The sequence below is a fragment of the Sulfurovum sp. AR genome, from assembly GCF_000296775.1.
Taxonomy (GTDB): Bacteria; Campylobacterota; Campylobacteria; order Campylobacterales; family Sulfurovaceae; genus Sulfurovum; species Sulfurovum xiamenensis.
Window position 1 is genome coordinate 37,064 of the sequence record NZ_AJLE01000006.1, and the last position, 16,624, is coordinate 53,687.

A 16,624-nucleotide genomic window follows, 5' to 3' on the forward strand; every position below is an offset into this window, starting at 1 on the left:
GGATGAACATAGAGATGAAAAAGAGAGAAACTTTACCCATACTACTGAAAGAACAGCATATTCTTTTGATCGGTGGTGGGAATGTTGCATTACAAAAAGCTGAAGTATTGTCAGAGAACAATATCTCTTTTTCTGTGATCTCTAAAGAGATTCATCCCAAGATCAAAATATTGTGTTCTGATATACAAATAAAAAATTTCAAAACGAAAGATATTCAAAACACTCTCATCGTGATAGATGCAACAGGGAATGAGAAAGTCACACAAAAACTTTTAAAGTATAAACGCAAACACCCTCTTATACTCAATGTGGTAGATCAACCTAAAGTATGTGATTTCTACTTTATGGCATTGACAAAAAATGCACCTCTGCAAATAGCAGTATCAAGTTCCGGGGCAAGTCCTACTGTGGCTAAATACTTCAGAGATAAGTGTCAGGCACTCATGCCCGATAATATGGAAACATTTTTAGAAGCATTACAGGCACAAAGAAACAAAGGTATTATAGAGATAGAAAAAACGCTTGAAGAAATCGAAAAAATGACAGCCAAAGCGTATCTGGTAGGCTGCGGTCTTGGAGACCCTGAACTGCTTACACTCAAAGCCTATAACATTATCAAAGAGGTTGATGTCGTTCTCTATGACCACCTCATCTCTGACGAGATCATGGCAATCGTACCCAAGCATACAAAAAAGGTCTTTGTGGGAAAAGAAAAAGGATTTCATACCAAACCTCAAGAAGAGATCAATAGGCTCATACGCAAATATATTAAAAAAGGTTATTCCGTTGCACGATTAAAAAGCGGTGACCCGTTCATCTTTGGTCGTGGTGCTGAAGAGTTGTTCTACCTTTCAAAAAAAGGCATAAACACTGAAGTGATCCCAGGTATCTCTTCTGCAGTCTCAGGACCGTTGATGGCAAATATTCCTATCACGGCTAGGGATTACAGCAATGCCTTTACTGTGGTCACAGCCCACTTAAAAGGCAACTCCATCAATCTTGACTGGATACCGATGCTAAAAAACAGAGATCATACGGTGATCGTACTGATGGGGCTTACACGGATCAAAGAGATCGTGCAGCAGGCAAAATCATTAAACATTGAGATGGACACACCTTGTGCCATTGTTTCCAATGCAAGCCGAAAGAACCAAACTGTACTCACCACTACACTTGAGAATCTTGAAGAGGTTTCTCTTGGGGCTTCAAGACCTTCTATTTTGGTCTTTGGAGATGTCATACACTATACCAACAGATTGAAAGAGAGTCAAAAATGAGCATTTTAGAAAAAGCCTTTAAGGCAAGAAATAACAAAGTCAATAAAGTAGAAACAACCAAAGCACTGAAAATGCCGATGGATGTCTATGCCAAACTCGAAGAGATCGCTGCAGCCGGATATGAAAATCTAGCCAAAGAGGACAGTGCCTATTTTTTAAAATGTTTTGGACTCTTTGACAAGGGTGAAGACTTTATGCTTCGTGTCCGTGTGCCGGCAGGTCAATTGAACTACGAACAGGCGTTACGTATCGGTGAAGTGGCCCAGAAGTATGGGAATGACTACATCGATCTGACGACACGTATGCAGGTTGAACTGCGTTACTTACAAATAGCAGACATTGCCAAAGTCTTACAAGAACTCAAAGAAGTAGGTATCTCTACCTTTCAGACCGGTGTGGACAACCCACGTAACATCGTGACCGATCCATTGGATGGCATCGCTTATGATAACATCATCGAGACCAAATCCATCATCAATGAGCTCCAAGATATCTTTGGAGAAAATCCGGATTGGATCTCTGCATTACCTCGTAAATTCAATACAGGTATCTTAGGATCTCTTTCCAACTCCTGTAACATCTTTGGACATGACTGTTGTTTTGTATTGGCACAAAAAGATGGAATATTTGGATTTAATATCTATTTGGGTGCCCGTGTAGGTGTGCAGGCCCAAGATGCTGACCTTTTTGTACATATGGATGAAGTGGGTCTTTTTTATCAATCACTTTTAACTGTGTTTAAAACCTACGGATACCGGGACAACCGTAACAAGAACCGTTTGGTGTTCCTTATCAATGATGTCGGTATTGAGAACTTTGTCAACGCCATTAAAGAAGAGGCCAATGCCGAGTTTAGTTCTGCAGGTACGACGATGGTACAGTCTCAAAATATTGCACTGGGCTCCAATAAAGTATTGGGACGTAATGGTAGATTTAATTACAAGGTCATCGTACCATCTGGAATATTTAGCGGTAGTGATATGATGGCTGCTGCCCAAGCAGCAAAGAAGTTTGGTACTGGGGATATCAGACTTACCTATGATCAAAATCTTTATATCATAAACATTGCAAAAGATGTAGTGGAAGAGTTTCAAGCAACAGAACTTATCACAAGCTATGAGAAGTTCAATAACCTCTACTTTAATGACATGATAGCCTGTGCAGGGACAGCTACTTGTAGCTTTGGTGTCATACCTAACAAAACTGATGCTATAGAGATGGCGCACTATCTCAATTCTGAAATACCTATAGAGAATGCAAATGTGCGAATGAACTGGTCTGCCTGTCCTAAAGGGTGTGGCGTGCATGGTATCGCTGACATAGGCTTTGAAGGATGTAAGGCCAAAGATGATGGGGGCAATAAAGTAGATGGGGTACACATATTTGTCGGCGGTAAGATCACAAGAATAGCAAAAGAAGCACATACTCTACACAAAGCATTACCTATCACTGAAGCGAAACATCATGTAAAATATCTGCTTAAAACCTATAGTGCTTTTAAACAAAAGGGCGAAACCTATGAAGCCTTTGATGACAGATATGTATCGACGAACTACTCTTTTCAAGCCCTTGCATTTTACACAAAGATAAATTATATCCTCAATGAAAAACTTGGATTGGATCTTTGGTTTGAACTTGAAAGTAACCCCAAAACATTTAAAAAAGAAGAGTTTGAACTGTTTACTTTCGGATTGAAGCTCTTTAAACTGCTTACCGGTGAAAAGCGTTATGAATCGGTGGAAAATTTTGAACCCGTACTGACTAAACCCAGAAGCATCACAAGAGATGAAGTCACGAAACTCAATCCAAAAGTCCCAGCTAAGCTCTCAGAAGTCATCTATACTATGACCCATCCAGAGAAAAGAGAACGGGCACAGGTATTCTCCGAACTGATCGTAGCACTCAAAGAAGTGGATTAGATGAGTCAAACAGTTTGTGCATATTGTGGTGTGGGATGCAAATTTGAACTCATCAATCATAAGCTTAAAGGTGTAAAAGATTATCCTTCAAACCAAGGAATGTCATGTGCCAAGGGTATCTCACAATCCCAAACCATCCATACTAATAGATTGTTAGAGGTACACTATAGAGACTCCATAGAAGAGAGTTTCAGACCATCCACCTATGAGGATAGCTTTCAATTGATCGCTGAAAAAATCAAACAGTCTACCCACCCTGATAGAATCGGATTTTATCTTTCCGGGCAAATGCTCAATGAAGACTATTACGTAGCCAATAAACTTGCAAAAGGTTTTGTTGGAACAGCCAATTGTGATACCAATTCACGAACATGCATGGCAAGTGCCGTTGTAGGATACAAAAAATCTTTCGGTATGGATTATGTCCCTGTAAGAATGGAAGAGATTGAACACTGTCATTTAATGATACTCATTGGTGCCAATACTGCAGAAGCCCATGTTGTCTTGCACAACAAAATCAAAAAAGCACAAAAAAAAGGATTAAAGGTTGTCGTCATTGACCCAAGATTTACACTGACTGCACAAAGTGCTGACCTCTACTTACCTCTTAAAGTCGGTACTGATATCGATCTTTTAAATCTACTTGCAATCAAACTGATAAAAGAAGACCAACTAGATCATGATTTTATCAAGGAGCATAGTAACCATTTCAATAGCTATAAAGAGAAGCTCTTGGCACTTGATGAAAAGGTACTCTTGAAGAGCACACAACTTTCTGAAGAGATTTTTGAAGCCTTTTATAGACTTTTCAAACAAAGTGAAAATATCATCACTGCATGGACCATGGGGATCAACCAATCCGTTCAGGGTGTAGATAAAAATCTTGCGATTAACAATCTACATATACTGACAGGACAGATCAATAAAAAAGGCTCAGGTCCCTTATCTCTAACAGGACAACCCAATGCAATGGGTGGAAGAGAAGTAGGAGGTTTGAGTACAACGTTGGCCGTCCATTTGGACTACAATGAAGAGAACTGCCAAAAAGTAGCTGATTTCTGGAAGAGTAATAAAATACCCAAAAAAAATGGTCTCACAGCGTTTGAGATGATAGAAAAAGCTAATCAGAAGGAACTGGATATACTTATCATCTGTCATACGGATCCTGTCTATCATCTGCCTCATAGAAGATTTGTTGAAGAAGCATTCAAGAAGATCCCTCTGGTGATTGAGATCAATGCGTATCAAGGAAGTGAAACATCAAAGTTCGCTCATATCCTCATACCAGCTGTACCCTTTGGAGAAAAAGAAGGGACACAAACAAACCTTGACAGAACATTGACACGTGTAGTAGCTTTTGAAGCCAAAGATGGTTTACTTCAAGATTGGGAAGTGTTTGCCCAAATAGGGAAGCATTTAGGTCATGAAAAATCATTTGATTTCAGATCATCCAAAGAAGTCTTTGAAGAGTACCAGGAGATGACAAAATTAAGTTATAGAAAGCACCTTGACATCTATAAAGCACAGTATGATGATCTTGAACATACACCGTTTATATGGGGAGAAACACTCTATGATCAAAATCACTTTTTGACGCCAGACAGAAAAGCGAATCTTTTTTTCATAGAAAACCAAAATCTATCAGAGCAGCCATCGCAAGCGTATCCCTTTATTCTCCTCACAGGTCGAACAAGAGATCAATGGCATACAGGCAGCAAGACAATCTATTCAGAAAATCTTTTAAAATATAAAGCCTTGGAGTTTGTAGAAATCAACCAAAAGGATGCTGCAGCCCTTCAGCTCAATGAGGGTGAAATAGTAAAAATTGTCTCTAGCAGAGGAGAACTCAGAGCAAAAGTGGTTTTCGCAGAACTCAATGCCAAAACTATTTTTATTCCAATCTCACATAGAGATATCAATTATCTTACCGATGATACACTTGACCCACTTTCAAAAGAACCTGATTATAACCATAGTGCAGTAAGAATAGAAAAAATAGAGAGCATGATACTCTAATAAATCCAGACATACACTACAATAAATGCTCCAGATCATTCAAGTCGAACAAAAGCAGGTCATTATCCTGTGTTTGTAACAGTTCATTTGAAAATCCGCTTTTGGAAAAGAGTGCATAGACATCTACGTTTATACCTGACTCCTCTGCTTTGGCTTTGAGCTTTGTCAGTTCATTTTTACACACTTTTCGGTCTTTGTACTTGCACTCACCCAAGATGACCTTTTTATCTTGACTCACCGCTAATATATCAAATTCACTGTGAATATTCCAAAAACTTCCACTATCTACGATAGTATTATGCTCTGCATAATGCTGTATTAAAAGTGCATCACAAAGTTGTTCATAGACCAGCGAACGTAAACGCTCATAGTGTTTCTCAAAGTTCTTTAAAAAAGCATCACCCTTCCCTAGAGCCAGATCTTTTTTATAATAGGTCACAAAACCAAACCAAAAACGCATAAATGGCTGTACAAAACGGAGTTTATCCTGTACACGGTAAGAGCGTTGCTCTTTCTTAAGTTTATGTTTGGGATGACTGCGCAGCGGAGATTCTCTTGAGGCTTCGACTTTCAGTACATTTAAGTCGACCAATTCTTGGACGATCTTCTCTCCAAGAGCCTCACTTACTTTTGCTTTTCTAAGTACAGAATAAAGTTTTCCATCCCCTCTAGCTACTGCCATGAGTATTTCACGATAGGGACTTTCTAAAAGATACGAGGGAGAGACAAGTGCTTGAAATTTTGAGAAATTTTGCACAAAATTTGACTCGACCATAGAAAAGACATCATCAAAATAGTCTAATTCTATATTTTTGCCAATACCGCCCAAAATAGAGAAATACTCAACAGCCTGTTCCAGTTCCAAGTAAGAAAAATGCCGGTAAAACCTTTGAAATGATGCTTTGATGTAATCCCTTTATCCATAAATTAAATTATTTTAACATACTTTTATTTTAATTTTTGTATGATTGATGCCTAATAATTAAACAAACCAAAGAGTATTATGGAAACATTTTTTAGCAAATCAGATAAAATACAACATATAATCAAGAGTTTTACCCTCACAAAGACACTTTTTGTTTCATCTATCATCATCGGTGAAGCACATACCGGTAAAAAGTCACTTGCACGATACCTTTTTCCAGATACACCTTTAGTTTCAGGTAACAATCAAAAAGAAGTTGAAGAGGCACTTGAACAGAATGATGAGCTAATCATCACCAATTTTGAAAAGCTCAGTAATCAAAATTCTCTTGATTTTACCAATAAACGTATCATTGCCACAGCAGATTATATGGGTAATCCAGAGCTTATCGATGACCTTTTTGCTTTTATCTATACCATGCCATCACTGCAAGAACGTCCTGAAGACATCACATACTTAAAAGATCTCTTCATCAAAGAGGCATGTTCTACTTTAATGATAGATGAGAATACATGTGACTCTGAACACATTCCTCTTAATCTTACTAAAAATACTAAAAGTCTAAAAAGGTCTGTCTATATACACGTGATGAAACAAAGTATGCATGCACAAGATATAGAAGAGATACTTTACCACTATTTACTCAAACACCTTGATGGTAATGATGCATACAGGGAACATCTTGGCTTATATGAAAAGCCTCTTATAGAAGCAGGACTTCATAAATTTGGTTCACAACTGCAACTTTCGCAGGTGTTAGGAATCAACAGAAACACACTTAGAAAGAAGATACATGAGCACAACATCGATTGATTTTAAATCTTTTATAGAATGGGATAACAATCCATTTATCCTTTTTAATGATCAGGGGAAAATACTCTACCTCAATAACGCTGCAGAAATTTTATTTGGGTATGTGACTAAAAAAGAACTCTATGATATTGCTTTATCTTATGCGCCTCAAACATTTGGTTATAAGACTACTTCACTCTCACTTAATTATGATACCTATACCTTTCACGCTATTACAGTAGGATATGAGAATGAAGAGCAAATTTCCTTACGTCTATACAACATGCCACGTATTAAACCCGCACGTAAAATAGAAAAAGACAAACTTATTGCCACGGATATCAACATCCTGCTTGAGGCTAACATAGCCCTATTTAGAACAAAAAACAGTAATCCTCTTAAGCTTTTAACCGATCAGGATCTACCCGCATTTAAAATAGATCAAAATAATTTTTCTAAACTTCTAAGAAAAACACTCAATGCCTTTAGAGCTTCGGATTCAATTGATATATCTCTTACACTACTTTTTGGTCAGCATGTCATGATAGAGGATCAAAAAGTCTCTATTGCTCAACTTTCTATACTGGCAAATGGACGCTACACAGATACAGATGATGAGATATGTATGCATGCAGAAATGAGTCAGATCAAATGTATTCTCAAAGAACACTCTATTAAACTTGAAATACCACTTATTCAATAAAAAACCGTATTGATTAAAATTTAATCATCCACCTATGATAAAAAATTATCATTCATGTTACTATTGTCTTGTAAAAATTAATTTAAAAGGAAATAGCATGAAACTAAAACTTTCGGCTCTAATGGCAATGTTTTTGCCTATCTTCGCTTTTGCAGAAGATAAACTGGACACAGGTGATACTGCATGGATGATGGTATCAACAGCATTTGTACTTCTTATGACACCAGCAGGACTGGCACTTTTCTATGGAGGTATGACAAGAGCTAAAAATGTACTCAATACTTATGCAATGGTAATGGGTGCATTTGTCGTAGCATTTGTTGTATGGATAATTGCAGGGTATTCTATCGCATTTGGAACCAATGAAAGCGCTATGCTTCAAAATGTATTTGGTGGATTTGGTAATGTAATGCTAGATGGTATTAAGTGGACGGATCTATCTGGTTCATACCCTACTTATGTATTTATTGCATTCCAAGGTACGTTTGCCGCTATTACCGTAGCGATCGCTGCAGGTTCTGTGATCGAACGTATGAAGTTTTCAACTTGGATGGTAGTTGTGATCCTTTGGGGCCTTCTTGTTTATGCTCCAATAACACATATGGTATGGGGTGGTGACGGTGCACTTCTTTTTGATGCTGGTGCGCTTGATTTTGCCGGTGGTACTGTTGTACACATGAATGGTGGTTTAGCTGGTCTTGTTCTTGCACTGTTGGTTGGTAAAAGAGCTGGTTACCCTAAAGTGGCTATGAAACCATATAGTATCCTTCTTACTGCTGTAGGTGCAGCACTCTTATGGTTCGGTTGGTATGGATTCAACGGTGGTTCTGCATTTGGTGCGAACGCTATCGCTGGTCTTGCTGTAATGACAACAACTGTTGCAACTGCTGCAGCTGCTGTAACTTGGATGCTTCTTGAGTGGTTTGTCTTTAAAAAGCCAACACTTCTTGGAATTGCCTCAGGTATCATTGCCGGTCTGGTTGCGATCACTCCTGCTGCTGGTTTTGTAAGCGTTGGTGGAGCATTTGTAGTAGGTATCGTTGGTTCTATCATTGCATTCTTCGGTGTCGTAACACTTAAGAAAAAACTTGGTTACGATGATTCTCTTGATGCATTTGGTATCCACTTCCTAGCAGGACTCTGGGGTGCACTTGCAACTGGTCTTCTTGCTCTTGATGATAAAGATCTACTTTGGGATGGTCCACTTAAAGAGAGTGGTGATAGAATGGGACAATTCATGGTACAACTTGAGTCAGTAGTCGTTGTTGGTCTCTTTACACTTATCGGAACTGTCATCGTTTACTACATCGCTTCAGCGGTTACAGGTGGTGCAAGAGTAGATGAGGAAACTGAGTCAGCTGGTCTTGATGAAATAGTTCACGGTGAAAATGTAGTGAATGCCTAAGGCATGCACTACACTATAATTTATAAAGGATTGAATAATGAAAAAAATTGAAGCAATAATCAAACCATTTAAACTAGAAGATGTCAAAGATGCTCTTGTAGAAGCTGGTATTGAAGGTATGACCGTATCTGAAGTAAAAGGATACGGAAGACAGCAAGGTCACTCGGAGCTTTACAGAGGGGCTGAGTATGTGGTTGAATTTATCCCAAAAATTAAAATTGAGATTGTCGTAAGCACGGATGCCTATGCAGAGACTGCGATCAAGATCATTAATGAATCTGCTAAAACAGGTAAAATTGGTGATGGTAAGATCTTTGTAAGTACGATCGACCATGTTGTTCGTATCAGAACCGATGAAACTGACGCTGACGCACTCTAATCTGTTAGGGGGGGAGGAAAACAATGCCTTATGAACTCTAAGCTTTTCAGGGAGAAGAAAAAACCTTCTCCCTCTCCTTCTGATTAATAATTAATCAATTTTTCCCTAAATTCCTTATTTTTCTTATAAAACTGCCTTATTTTCGAACACTATAGACACTTCCAATATATTCAAATAACCGATACAATACCCATAACTAGAATATAAGGAACTAATTATGGAAATAAATTACGTTATAGATACCCTCTTCGCACTCTTTGCCATGACACTTATCATCTTTATGGTACCTGGTTTTGCGATGCTTGAAGCAGGATTGGTACGAACAAAAAATGTCACTTCTGTACTGACTGTAAATGTAATGATCTATGCCGTCGCTTCTCTTGCATTTTTACTGATAGGGTATGAGCTTGCATTTGGAAGCTGGGATCATCAAGACGGTATGAGCAAATGGGCATTTTTTATGTTTCAAATGGCCTTTGTAGGGAAAGTCGTCAATATAATGAGTGGTGGAGTGAGTGAACGTTCTCGTATCCTGCCTTTAGCTATATTCACCATTGCTGTTGGTGCATTGATCTATCCGATCATCGTTAACCTTACATGGGGAGCAAATTTTTTAGCCGGCACAGCCTTGGATATCTCAGCACTTTCCGATCTTGCAGGATCCACTGTGATCCATTCTACCGGAGGTTGGGCACTGCTCGCAGCTATACTCATTATGGGACCTAGACGAGGAAGATACAAAGACAATATCGTTCGTGTTATCCCCGCATCTAATATTCCTTTGGTCACATTGGGAGCGCTATTGCTTTGGATCGGTTGGTTTGGATTTAACGGTGGTTCTGTGGGAGCGATCTCATCAAAAGAGAATGCGGATACTGTCGCACTCACTATTATGAATACCAATACTGCTGGTCTTGCCGGAGCTATCGCAGGATGGCTACTGACTTACTTTAGATATAAGAAATTTGATATCACGGTCATACTCAATGGTGCACTAGGCGGACTTGTCGCAGTTACAGCCGGACCAGACCAATATGATATCCATACCCCTATACTCATAGGTGCGATCGGGGGAGCTTTGGTTGTCCTATTTGTACCTATTTTTGATAAATTCAGAATGGATGATCCTGTGGGTGCATTATCCGTTCACTTAATCAATGGTATCTGGGGTACACTTGCAGTAGGTATTTTTGTAGCAGATGTAAGCATTTGGACACAATTAAAAGGTATACTTGTTGTAGGTATGATTGTTTTTCCACTTTCATGGATTACAATATACATTATTAACAAAATCTTTGTACTTCGTGCAAATGATGAAGAACAACTTGAGGGAATCGATGCGACAGAGTGTGGTATAGAATCATACCCAGAATTTAAACGTAGTATATAAGGAGATAAGCAATGAAAAAAATTGAAGCGATCATCAAACCATTCAAACTTGAAGATGTAAAGGATGCTCTTGTAGAACAAGGGATAGAGGGTATGACAGTCTCTGAAGTAAAGGGATATGGAAGGCAGCAAGGTCATCCGGAACTCTATAGAGGTGCAGAGTATGTAGTAGAGTTCATTCCTAAAGTAAAAATAGAGATCGTTGTCAGCAATGATGACTATCTAAATAAAGCAATTGAAGCCATTAAAGAACATGCTAAGACAGGTAAAATCGGTGATGGCAAGATCTTTGTATCTGATATCTCTAAAACAATCCGTATTAGAACAGGAGAGGAAGATGAGGAAGCATTATAGGTACTAGGTGTACCCCATAATGCTGACGAAGAGGCTTTATAGTCCTTCCTCTTTAAACTGTTCAATCTTCTTTTCACTCCCAACTAGCCTCCAGACCACTTTATCCACACCAAAATCACGTTCATAATTCACTAGACCTAAATGTTTGAGTCTATAGAGTGTCTTATCCACCTCGTTATAGTTCGTCGAAAATATATAGACAATTTCTTTTTCGTAAGGAACCAGTTTAGCTTCTTTCAATACTTCTTTCACTGCTAAAGCATACGCTCTAGCCATACCACCTGTACCAAGCTTTATGCCTCCAAAGTAGCGTACTATGAGTACTGCACAATTGATAAGTGCTTCACCACGCAAAACATTCAGTGCCGGTACACCTGCACATCCTTTAGGTTCTCCATCATCAGAAGCATTTTCAACAATTTGCCCAAACTCATTGAAGTAACGTAAGGCATAGACCACATGATTTGCTTTGGGATGTTCAGCTTTCAGTGCTGATTGTAAACCTTCATACTCTGAAATAGGTACAAGATACGTAATGAATTTCGAACGATTTACTTCAGTAGTATGAACGATATGAGAAGCGACTGTAACCATCAATCGATTATAAATGCTGTCCTGCCCCACAGCAAAGACATATACTACAGTCAGCACAAGGGTACATAGGTGTTGGTTCTTTCGACACATACTTTACAATAAGGTCTACAAATGTATCACTGTCATTCATACATTCGGCTACGATATAATCATCATATTTAATTTTCTCAGCAATTTCACGATGTTCTATATCCAATTCAAACAGTGTTTCAGAGTTATCGATGGTAAATGCTAAAGGATAGATCAATACTTTACGATTTACAGGATTACGTAGTACATCCACCAGGTTAGGTTCTAACCAAGCTGCAGACCCCACTTTGGATTGATAGACCAACTTCACATCTTTGAATACAATTCCTTTTAGTGCCAAGAGAGTTTTAATGGCACTGACATTGGATTCAACTTGGCGTTGGTAAGGATCGCCCGCTTTAATAATACTCATTGGTAACCCGTGTGCAGACAAGAGCAGATCATATTCACTCGTCTCCTTATCCCCTATCGCTTTTTCTATCTGAGCTACGCACGCATGAATGTAATCCATGTCATCAAAATATTGACATGTCGACATGGTAATCTTTGGATGATAATCCAAGGCTTTACATCTTCCAACAATATCTTCATAAGAAGAGAGTGTGGTAGTTGTCGAGTATTGTGGATACATAGGAAATAAGATAAGCTCCTCTATACCATCTGCTTTACACTGCTTTAATGCATCTCCGGCAAAAGGAGGAACATAACGCATGGCAGCATAAATAGGCATATCCAACTTAGATTTCAGTTTATCAATCAGTTTATGTGTCAAATCGGATAAAGGAGATTTTCCACCCAAATGTGTATAGCTCTCTTTAGCATCATCCAGTCGTTTGGTTATAATAATTTTACGAATGAGTGCACGTGTCATAGAGTTTGTCGGCAAAATGTTTTTATCTGAGAACATATTATGTAAAAAAAGTTCTACTTCATCCAAATCATTGGGGCCACCCATATTGAGCAGAAAAAGTGCTTTGTTCATTGACATCCTTTAAAGTCTTGTATCTTAGCATATAAAGTGTAAAATTCATTAAAGTTATAACATATAAAGGTTAAATTATGATTATTATCCCTGCACGCATAGGATCAAGCCGCTTCCCCAACAAAGTCTTAGCAGATATCGGAGGCATACCGATGGTTGTCAGAACAGCGAAGGCCGTTGAAGATATCGATAAGGTCGTCATTGCCACAGACTCACAGGAAGTCATAGATATCGCACTTACACATGGAGTTCAAGCTATACTCACATCCGATAGACATCAGAGTGGTACCGACCGTATCTACGAGGCAGCACAAAAGTTGGACTTGGATGAAAATGAGATCATTATCAATGTACAGGGAGATGAACCGTTTATTGAAACGGATGTTGTGCAGGCCATCTACGATCTAACAAAAAAGAATAAAGAAGATGCACGTATCATGATGAACTCCTGTTACAAAACCATTTCGAATCCAGAAGCTGATGATCCGAACATTGTAAAAGTTGTGACAGATACCAATGACCTGGCCCTCTATTTTTCAAGAGCAAAAGTACCCTACCCAAGAGACCATCATTTTGATGCATACAAAGGACATTTAGGTATCTATGGGTTTACTGTCAAATCATTACATCAATTTTGTATGCTTGAACCTGCACCATTGGAAGATATAGAAAAACTTGAACAACTTAGAGCCCTCTACCATGGCTATGAAGTTGCTATGATAGAGGTAACTACAGAGAGTTTTGGTATAGACACTATGGAGGATTTAGAAAAAGCCATTAAACATCATCGCCTATAATATTTCTACAAATATATAGAGAAAATTTCTCTATATATGTATCTTTTAGTTTTTCACCGCTTTTCCAAGATCCCACATTGGCATAAAGATACCTAAAGCCATAAGAAGTACCAATCCTGCAATAAAGAACATCATAATAGGCTCTATATACGCTGAAAGGTTATCGATCAGATCCTGGAATTGCATATCATAATAATCCGTCACCTTATCCATCATGGCATCCAATTGACCACCTGATTCACCTGCTTTTATCATCTGGAGCAGCATATTCTCATACAGGCCCGTCAACTGGAAAGCTTCAGCCAAACTCATACCACGACCAATATTTGCATTCACTGTTAATAACTTTTCTTTGATCACAGCATTATCCACCATACCAACAGCCGTTTCTAATGCTTCAGAGACCGGAATACCCGCTTTAACCAACTGGCCAAAGACCAAATTGTATTTATGCATCGTAGAGAGAAAGATCGCTTTATTGATCAAATAAAACTTTGGATGTATCATCAACTTATCCATCTGATATTTGAAATCTACATTATTTTTATAGAAAAATTTCACAGCAAAAATAGCAGCAAACAAGATAAAAAGAATCAATAACCCATAATTGTTAAATGCCCATTCCAATTTAAGAAGTATTTGTGTAGGAATTGGAAGTTCAGTTTTAAATTTGGCAAATATATCTTTAAATTTTGGTACAACCACCATAATCAAAATAGTAAAAGCTATACCCATTGCAGCCAATGTGATCAATGGTGTTCTAATCGCTTTTTTAAATTTTGCTGTATTATCTCGAATGGTTTCAAGTATATCTGCAAGCTTATGATAAGACTCAGAAATATTACCCGTTCTCTCTCCAAGGTTTGTCATGGCAATAGCAACATGTCCAAACTCTTCTGTATAAGGTTCTATCGAATCTGAAATACTATTACCGGAATTGATATCCTTATTGATCGTTGTATAGATCTCTTTGAGCTGTTTATTCTCGGTATTTTCTGCAACTTCCAACAATGTATCATTGATCGGAATACCCGCATCGGTCATAACGGCTATTTGCCGTATCGTTGATATTTTATCATTGATCGGTATTTTGGATTTAAAGGATTTTCGAAGTCCTGAAAAGAGTTCAGATAAGCTATCTTCAAGAGGAGCCGAAGTCTCCATCGCCTTCATCACCATTGTCATAGGAAATTTTTGTTTGGCAAGGTTTATGGCCGCCATTTTATTGACAGCTTTCACTAATTCTTGTCGTTTTTTACCCTTTTCCATTACTGTTACATTAAAATATTTCATCTTATAACCTCGCTACTCTATAAATTTCTGCAATTGTCGTTTTACCTTCCAATGCTTTATGGACACCATCTTCAAACATCGTAATGAATCCTTCTTCCTCAGCTTGCTGGGTCAATTCTTCTTTGGATGCATTGTTTGCGATCATACGTGACATCGTTTCACTGACCGTTAACACTTCAGAGATCATCTCCCTTCCCGCATAACCACTATGTCCGCACTCTTTACATCCTTCCCCCACATAGAATGTAGGGTTTTCAGGAAGATACTCTTCTACTGATTTTCGAAGTGTCACATCAAGCACCGTCTCTTTTTTACAATGCACACATATTTTTCGTACAAGTCTTTGTGCCTGTATCGCAACCAATGCACCACTAACCAGATACTCTTCAATACCCATATCCAAAATTCTGGTCACAGCAGAGATCGCATCATTCGTATGCAGGGTAGAAAGTACCAAGTGACCCGTCAATGCTGCTTGAATAGCAATACGCAATGTCTCCTTATCCCTGATCTCTCCGATCATAATTTTGTCTGGATCCTGTCTAAGAATAGATCTTAGTGCATCTGCAAAACTCAATCCGACATTCGGGTTCACGTGCACTTGCTGCAAACCAGCCATCTGATATTCCACCGGGTCTTCCACTGTGATGATCTTATCTTTTACATCTTTGATAGCATTGAGTGCACCATAAAGCGTTGTCGTTTTACCAGATCCAGTAGGCCCGGTAACAAGTACGATACCATAGGGTACCTTGATCGATTCAGAAAACCTGTCATAACAAAATTTACTCATACCTGCTTCTTCAAGCTTGATCATCGCTTTAGATTTATCCAAAATACGAAGAACAATAGACTCTCCAAATATTGTAGGTAGTGTCGAAACCCTAAAGTCAAAATCTTTTTTTGATACAGTCGCGGAAAACCTACCATCCTGAGGTTTTCTTTTTTCTGCAATATCCAAGTTTGAAAGCAGTTTCATTCTTGAAGCCAAAGGGTTGAAAATATCTTTATCAAATGTGAAGCTTTGACGTAATATACCGTCTACACGAAACCTGACAATACAGTTCTTTTCCATCGCTTCAATATGAATATCACTTGTACCTGCAAAGATAGCTGATTTCAAGATCACGTCAATCAGTTTTAAGACAGCAGGTGATTCATCCGCTTTTTCATCCGCTTTTCCCTCTTGTGCCAGGTCTTTACGAATATCGGCGACCAACCCTTTAATACTCTCATTAATTTCCAAACGCTGTAAATGCTGATGGATCTGTGATGGTTTAGCAATAGCAATACGTATAGGTTTCTTCGGAAAAAGTCTTTGTATGGCATCTTGGGCTGCCATATCAAGAGGGTCGTCAAATACAATCAGTACATTTAGATCACTCTCTTCTATAGGAATAATATTATATTTGAGTAGTTGACTGTATGAAATTTTTGAGAAGAGTTTCATATCAATTTCGACATCATCCAGATCCACATATTCTACATGTAGTGTTTTTGCCACCTCTTCTATAATAGGAACAATGTTTATTCCCTCTATCTTCTCAAGATGTGATAGCGTAATCACACCTTGTCTTATCTTCTTAGCCAGAAAGATCTCTACTGTATGTAGATCTGTCATCCCTTCAGCTAAAAGGTTTGCAAAAGAAATCTTTTTAGGAGGTCTGCTTTTTACCAATGTAGAAATTGCTTCTTTTGTAATAAGATTTTCTTTAAGCATGATTTCAATAAGTTTTACCATTTATTACTCCCTCCTCTACTCATTAAAG

General features: G+C 38.3%; 15 protein-coding genes. 10 read left to right on the plus strand and 5 right to left on the minus strand.

Translation table 11 applies throughout. The features are described 5' to 3' along the window. Positions 1-14: 14 nt before the first annotated feature. From cobA to SULAR_RS05225, 3 genes are read left to right on the plus strand one after another with little or no spacing between them, the layout of a single operon-like run. Positions 15-1,277 (plus strand): uroporphyrinogen-III C-methyltransferase, encoded by a 1,263-nt coding sequence (gene cobA, locus SULAR_RS05215; protein ID WP_188084884.1) that lies wholly within the window; start codon positions 15-17, stop codon positions 1,275-1,277. Continuing rightward, a complete protein-coding gene (locus SULAR_RS05220) occupies positions 1,274-3,196 on the plus strand; it encodes a ferredoxin--nitrite reductase (protein ID WP_008243745.1) in 1,923 nt (640 codons plus the stop codon). The genes cobA and SULAR_RS05220 overlap by 4 nt, the downstream gene beginning before the upstream one ends. Then, positions 3,197-5,212: a molybdopterin oxidoreductase family protein gene (locus tag SULAR_RS05225; protein ID WP_008243748.1), complete on the plus strand. Its 2,016-nt coding sequence runs from the start codon at positions 3,197-3,199 to the stop codon at positions 5,210-5,212. A 16-nt stretch (positions 5,213-5,228) separates the two neighbouring features. Here SULAR_RS05225 and SULAR_RS05230 read toward each other — a convergent pair whose 3' ends face one another. Then, on the minus strand, positions 5,229-6,077 hold the full coding sequence (locus SULAR_RS05230) for a DUF234 domain-containing protein (protein ID WP_008243751.1): 849 nt from the start codon (positions 6,075-6,077) through the stop codon (positions 5,229-5,231). A gap of 138 nt (positions 6,078-6,215) precedes the next feature. On the opposite strand from SULAR_RS05230, the gene SULAR_RS05235 reads away from it, so the two are divergent. The 6 genes from SULAR_RS05235 to SULAR_RS05260 all read left to right on the plus strand — a co-directional run bounded on the left by SULAR_RS05235 (position 6,216) and on the right by SULAR_RS05260 (position 11,159). After that, positions 6,216-6,950: a helix-turn-helix domain-containing protein gene (locus SULAR_RS05235; RefSeq protein ID WP_008243753.1), complete on the plus strand. Its 735-nt coding sequence runs from the start codon at positions 6,216-6,218 to the stop codon at positions 6,948-6,950. Further along, positions 6,931-7,632: a hypothetical protein gene (locus SULAR_RS05240; RefSeq protein ID WP_008243755.1), complete on the plus strand. Its 702-nt coding sequence runs from the start codon at positions 6,931-6,933 to the stop codon at positions 7,630-7,632. The genes SULAR_RS05235 and SULAR_RS05240 overlap by 20 nt, the downstream gene beginning before the upstream one ends. A 97-nt stretch (positions 7,633-7,729) precedes the next feature. After that, the gene (locus SULAR_RS05245; RefSeq protein WP_008243757.1) at positions 7,730-9,037 is read left to right on the plus strand and encodes an ammonium transporter; all 1,308 of its coding nucleotides are present in this window, start codon (positions 7,730-7,732) and stop codon (positions 9,035-9,037) included. A gap of 37 nt (positions 9,038-9,074) precedes the next feature. Beyond that, positions 9,075-9,416, plus strand: coding sequence for a P-II family nitrogen regulator (locus SULAR_RS05250; protein ID WP_008243759.1), 342 nt, complete (start codon positions 9,075-9,077; stop codon positions 9,414-9,416). Between the two features lie 217 nt (positions 9,417-9,633). Further along, positions 9,634-10,806, plus strand: a complete 1,173-nt coding sequence (locus SULAR_RS05255) for an ammonium transporter (protein ID WP_008243760.1) — start codon at positions 9,634-9,636, stop codon at positions 10,804-10,806. Positions 10,807-10,817: 11 nt separating this feature from the next. Beyond that, positions 10,818-11,159 carry a P-II family nitrogen regulator gene (locus tag SULAR_RS05260; protein ID WP_008243763.1) on the plus strand — a complete coding sequence of 114 codons (342 nt, stop codon included), beginning with the start codon at positions 10,818-10,820 and terminating at the stop codon, positions 11,157-11,159. A gap of 36 nt (positions 11,160-11,195) precedes the next feature. Here the strand turns inward: SULAR_RS05260 and SULAR_RS05265 are convergent, their stop codons facing one another. Together SULAR_RS05265 and hemH are read right to left on the minus strand one after the other, a co-directional pair. Next, on the minus strand, positions 11,196-11,810 hold the full coding sequence (locus SULAR_RS05265; protein ID WP_238536363.1) for a YigZ family protein: 615 nt from the start codon (positions 11,808-11,810) through the stop codon (positions 11,196-11,198). Next, positions 11,761-12,765: a ferrochelatase gene (hemH, locus tag SULAR_RS05270; protein ID WP_008243767.1), complete on the minus strand. Its 1,005-nt coding sequence runs from the start codon at positions 12,763-12,765 to the stop codon at positions 11,761-11,763. The genes SULAR_RS05265 and hemH overlap by 50 nt, the downstream gene beginning before the upstream one ends. A 77-nt stretch (positions 12,766-12,842) precedes the next feature. Here hemH and kdsB point away from each other — a divergent pair, with 77 nt between their 5' ends. Next, positions 12,843-13,562, plus strand: coding sequence for a 3-deoxy-manno-octulosonate cytidylyltransferase (gene kdsB / locus SULAR_RS05275; protein ID WP_008243769.1), 720 nt, complete (start codon positions 12,843-12,845; stop codon positions 13,560-13,562). A gap of 45 nt (positions 13,563-13,607) precedes the next feature. Here kdsB and SULAR_RS05280 read toward each other — a convergent pair whose 3' ends face one another. Further along, complete coding sequence (locus tag SULAR_RS05280; protein WP_008243771.1) at positions 13,608-14,855, minus strand: type II secretion system F family protein; 1,248 nt, start codon at positions 14,853-14,855, stop codon at positions 13,608-13,610. A 1-nt stretch (position 14,856) separates the two neighbouring features. Beyond that, positions 14,857-16,596, minus strand: coding sequence for a GspE/PulE family protein (locus SULAR_RS05285; protein ID WP_008243772.1), 1,740 nt, complete (start codon positions 16,594-16,596; stop codon positions 14,857-14,859). Positions 16,597-16,624 lie beyond the last annotated feature (28 nt).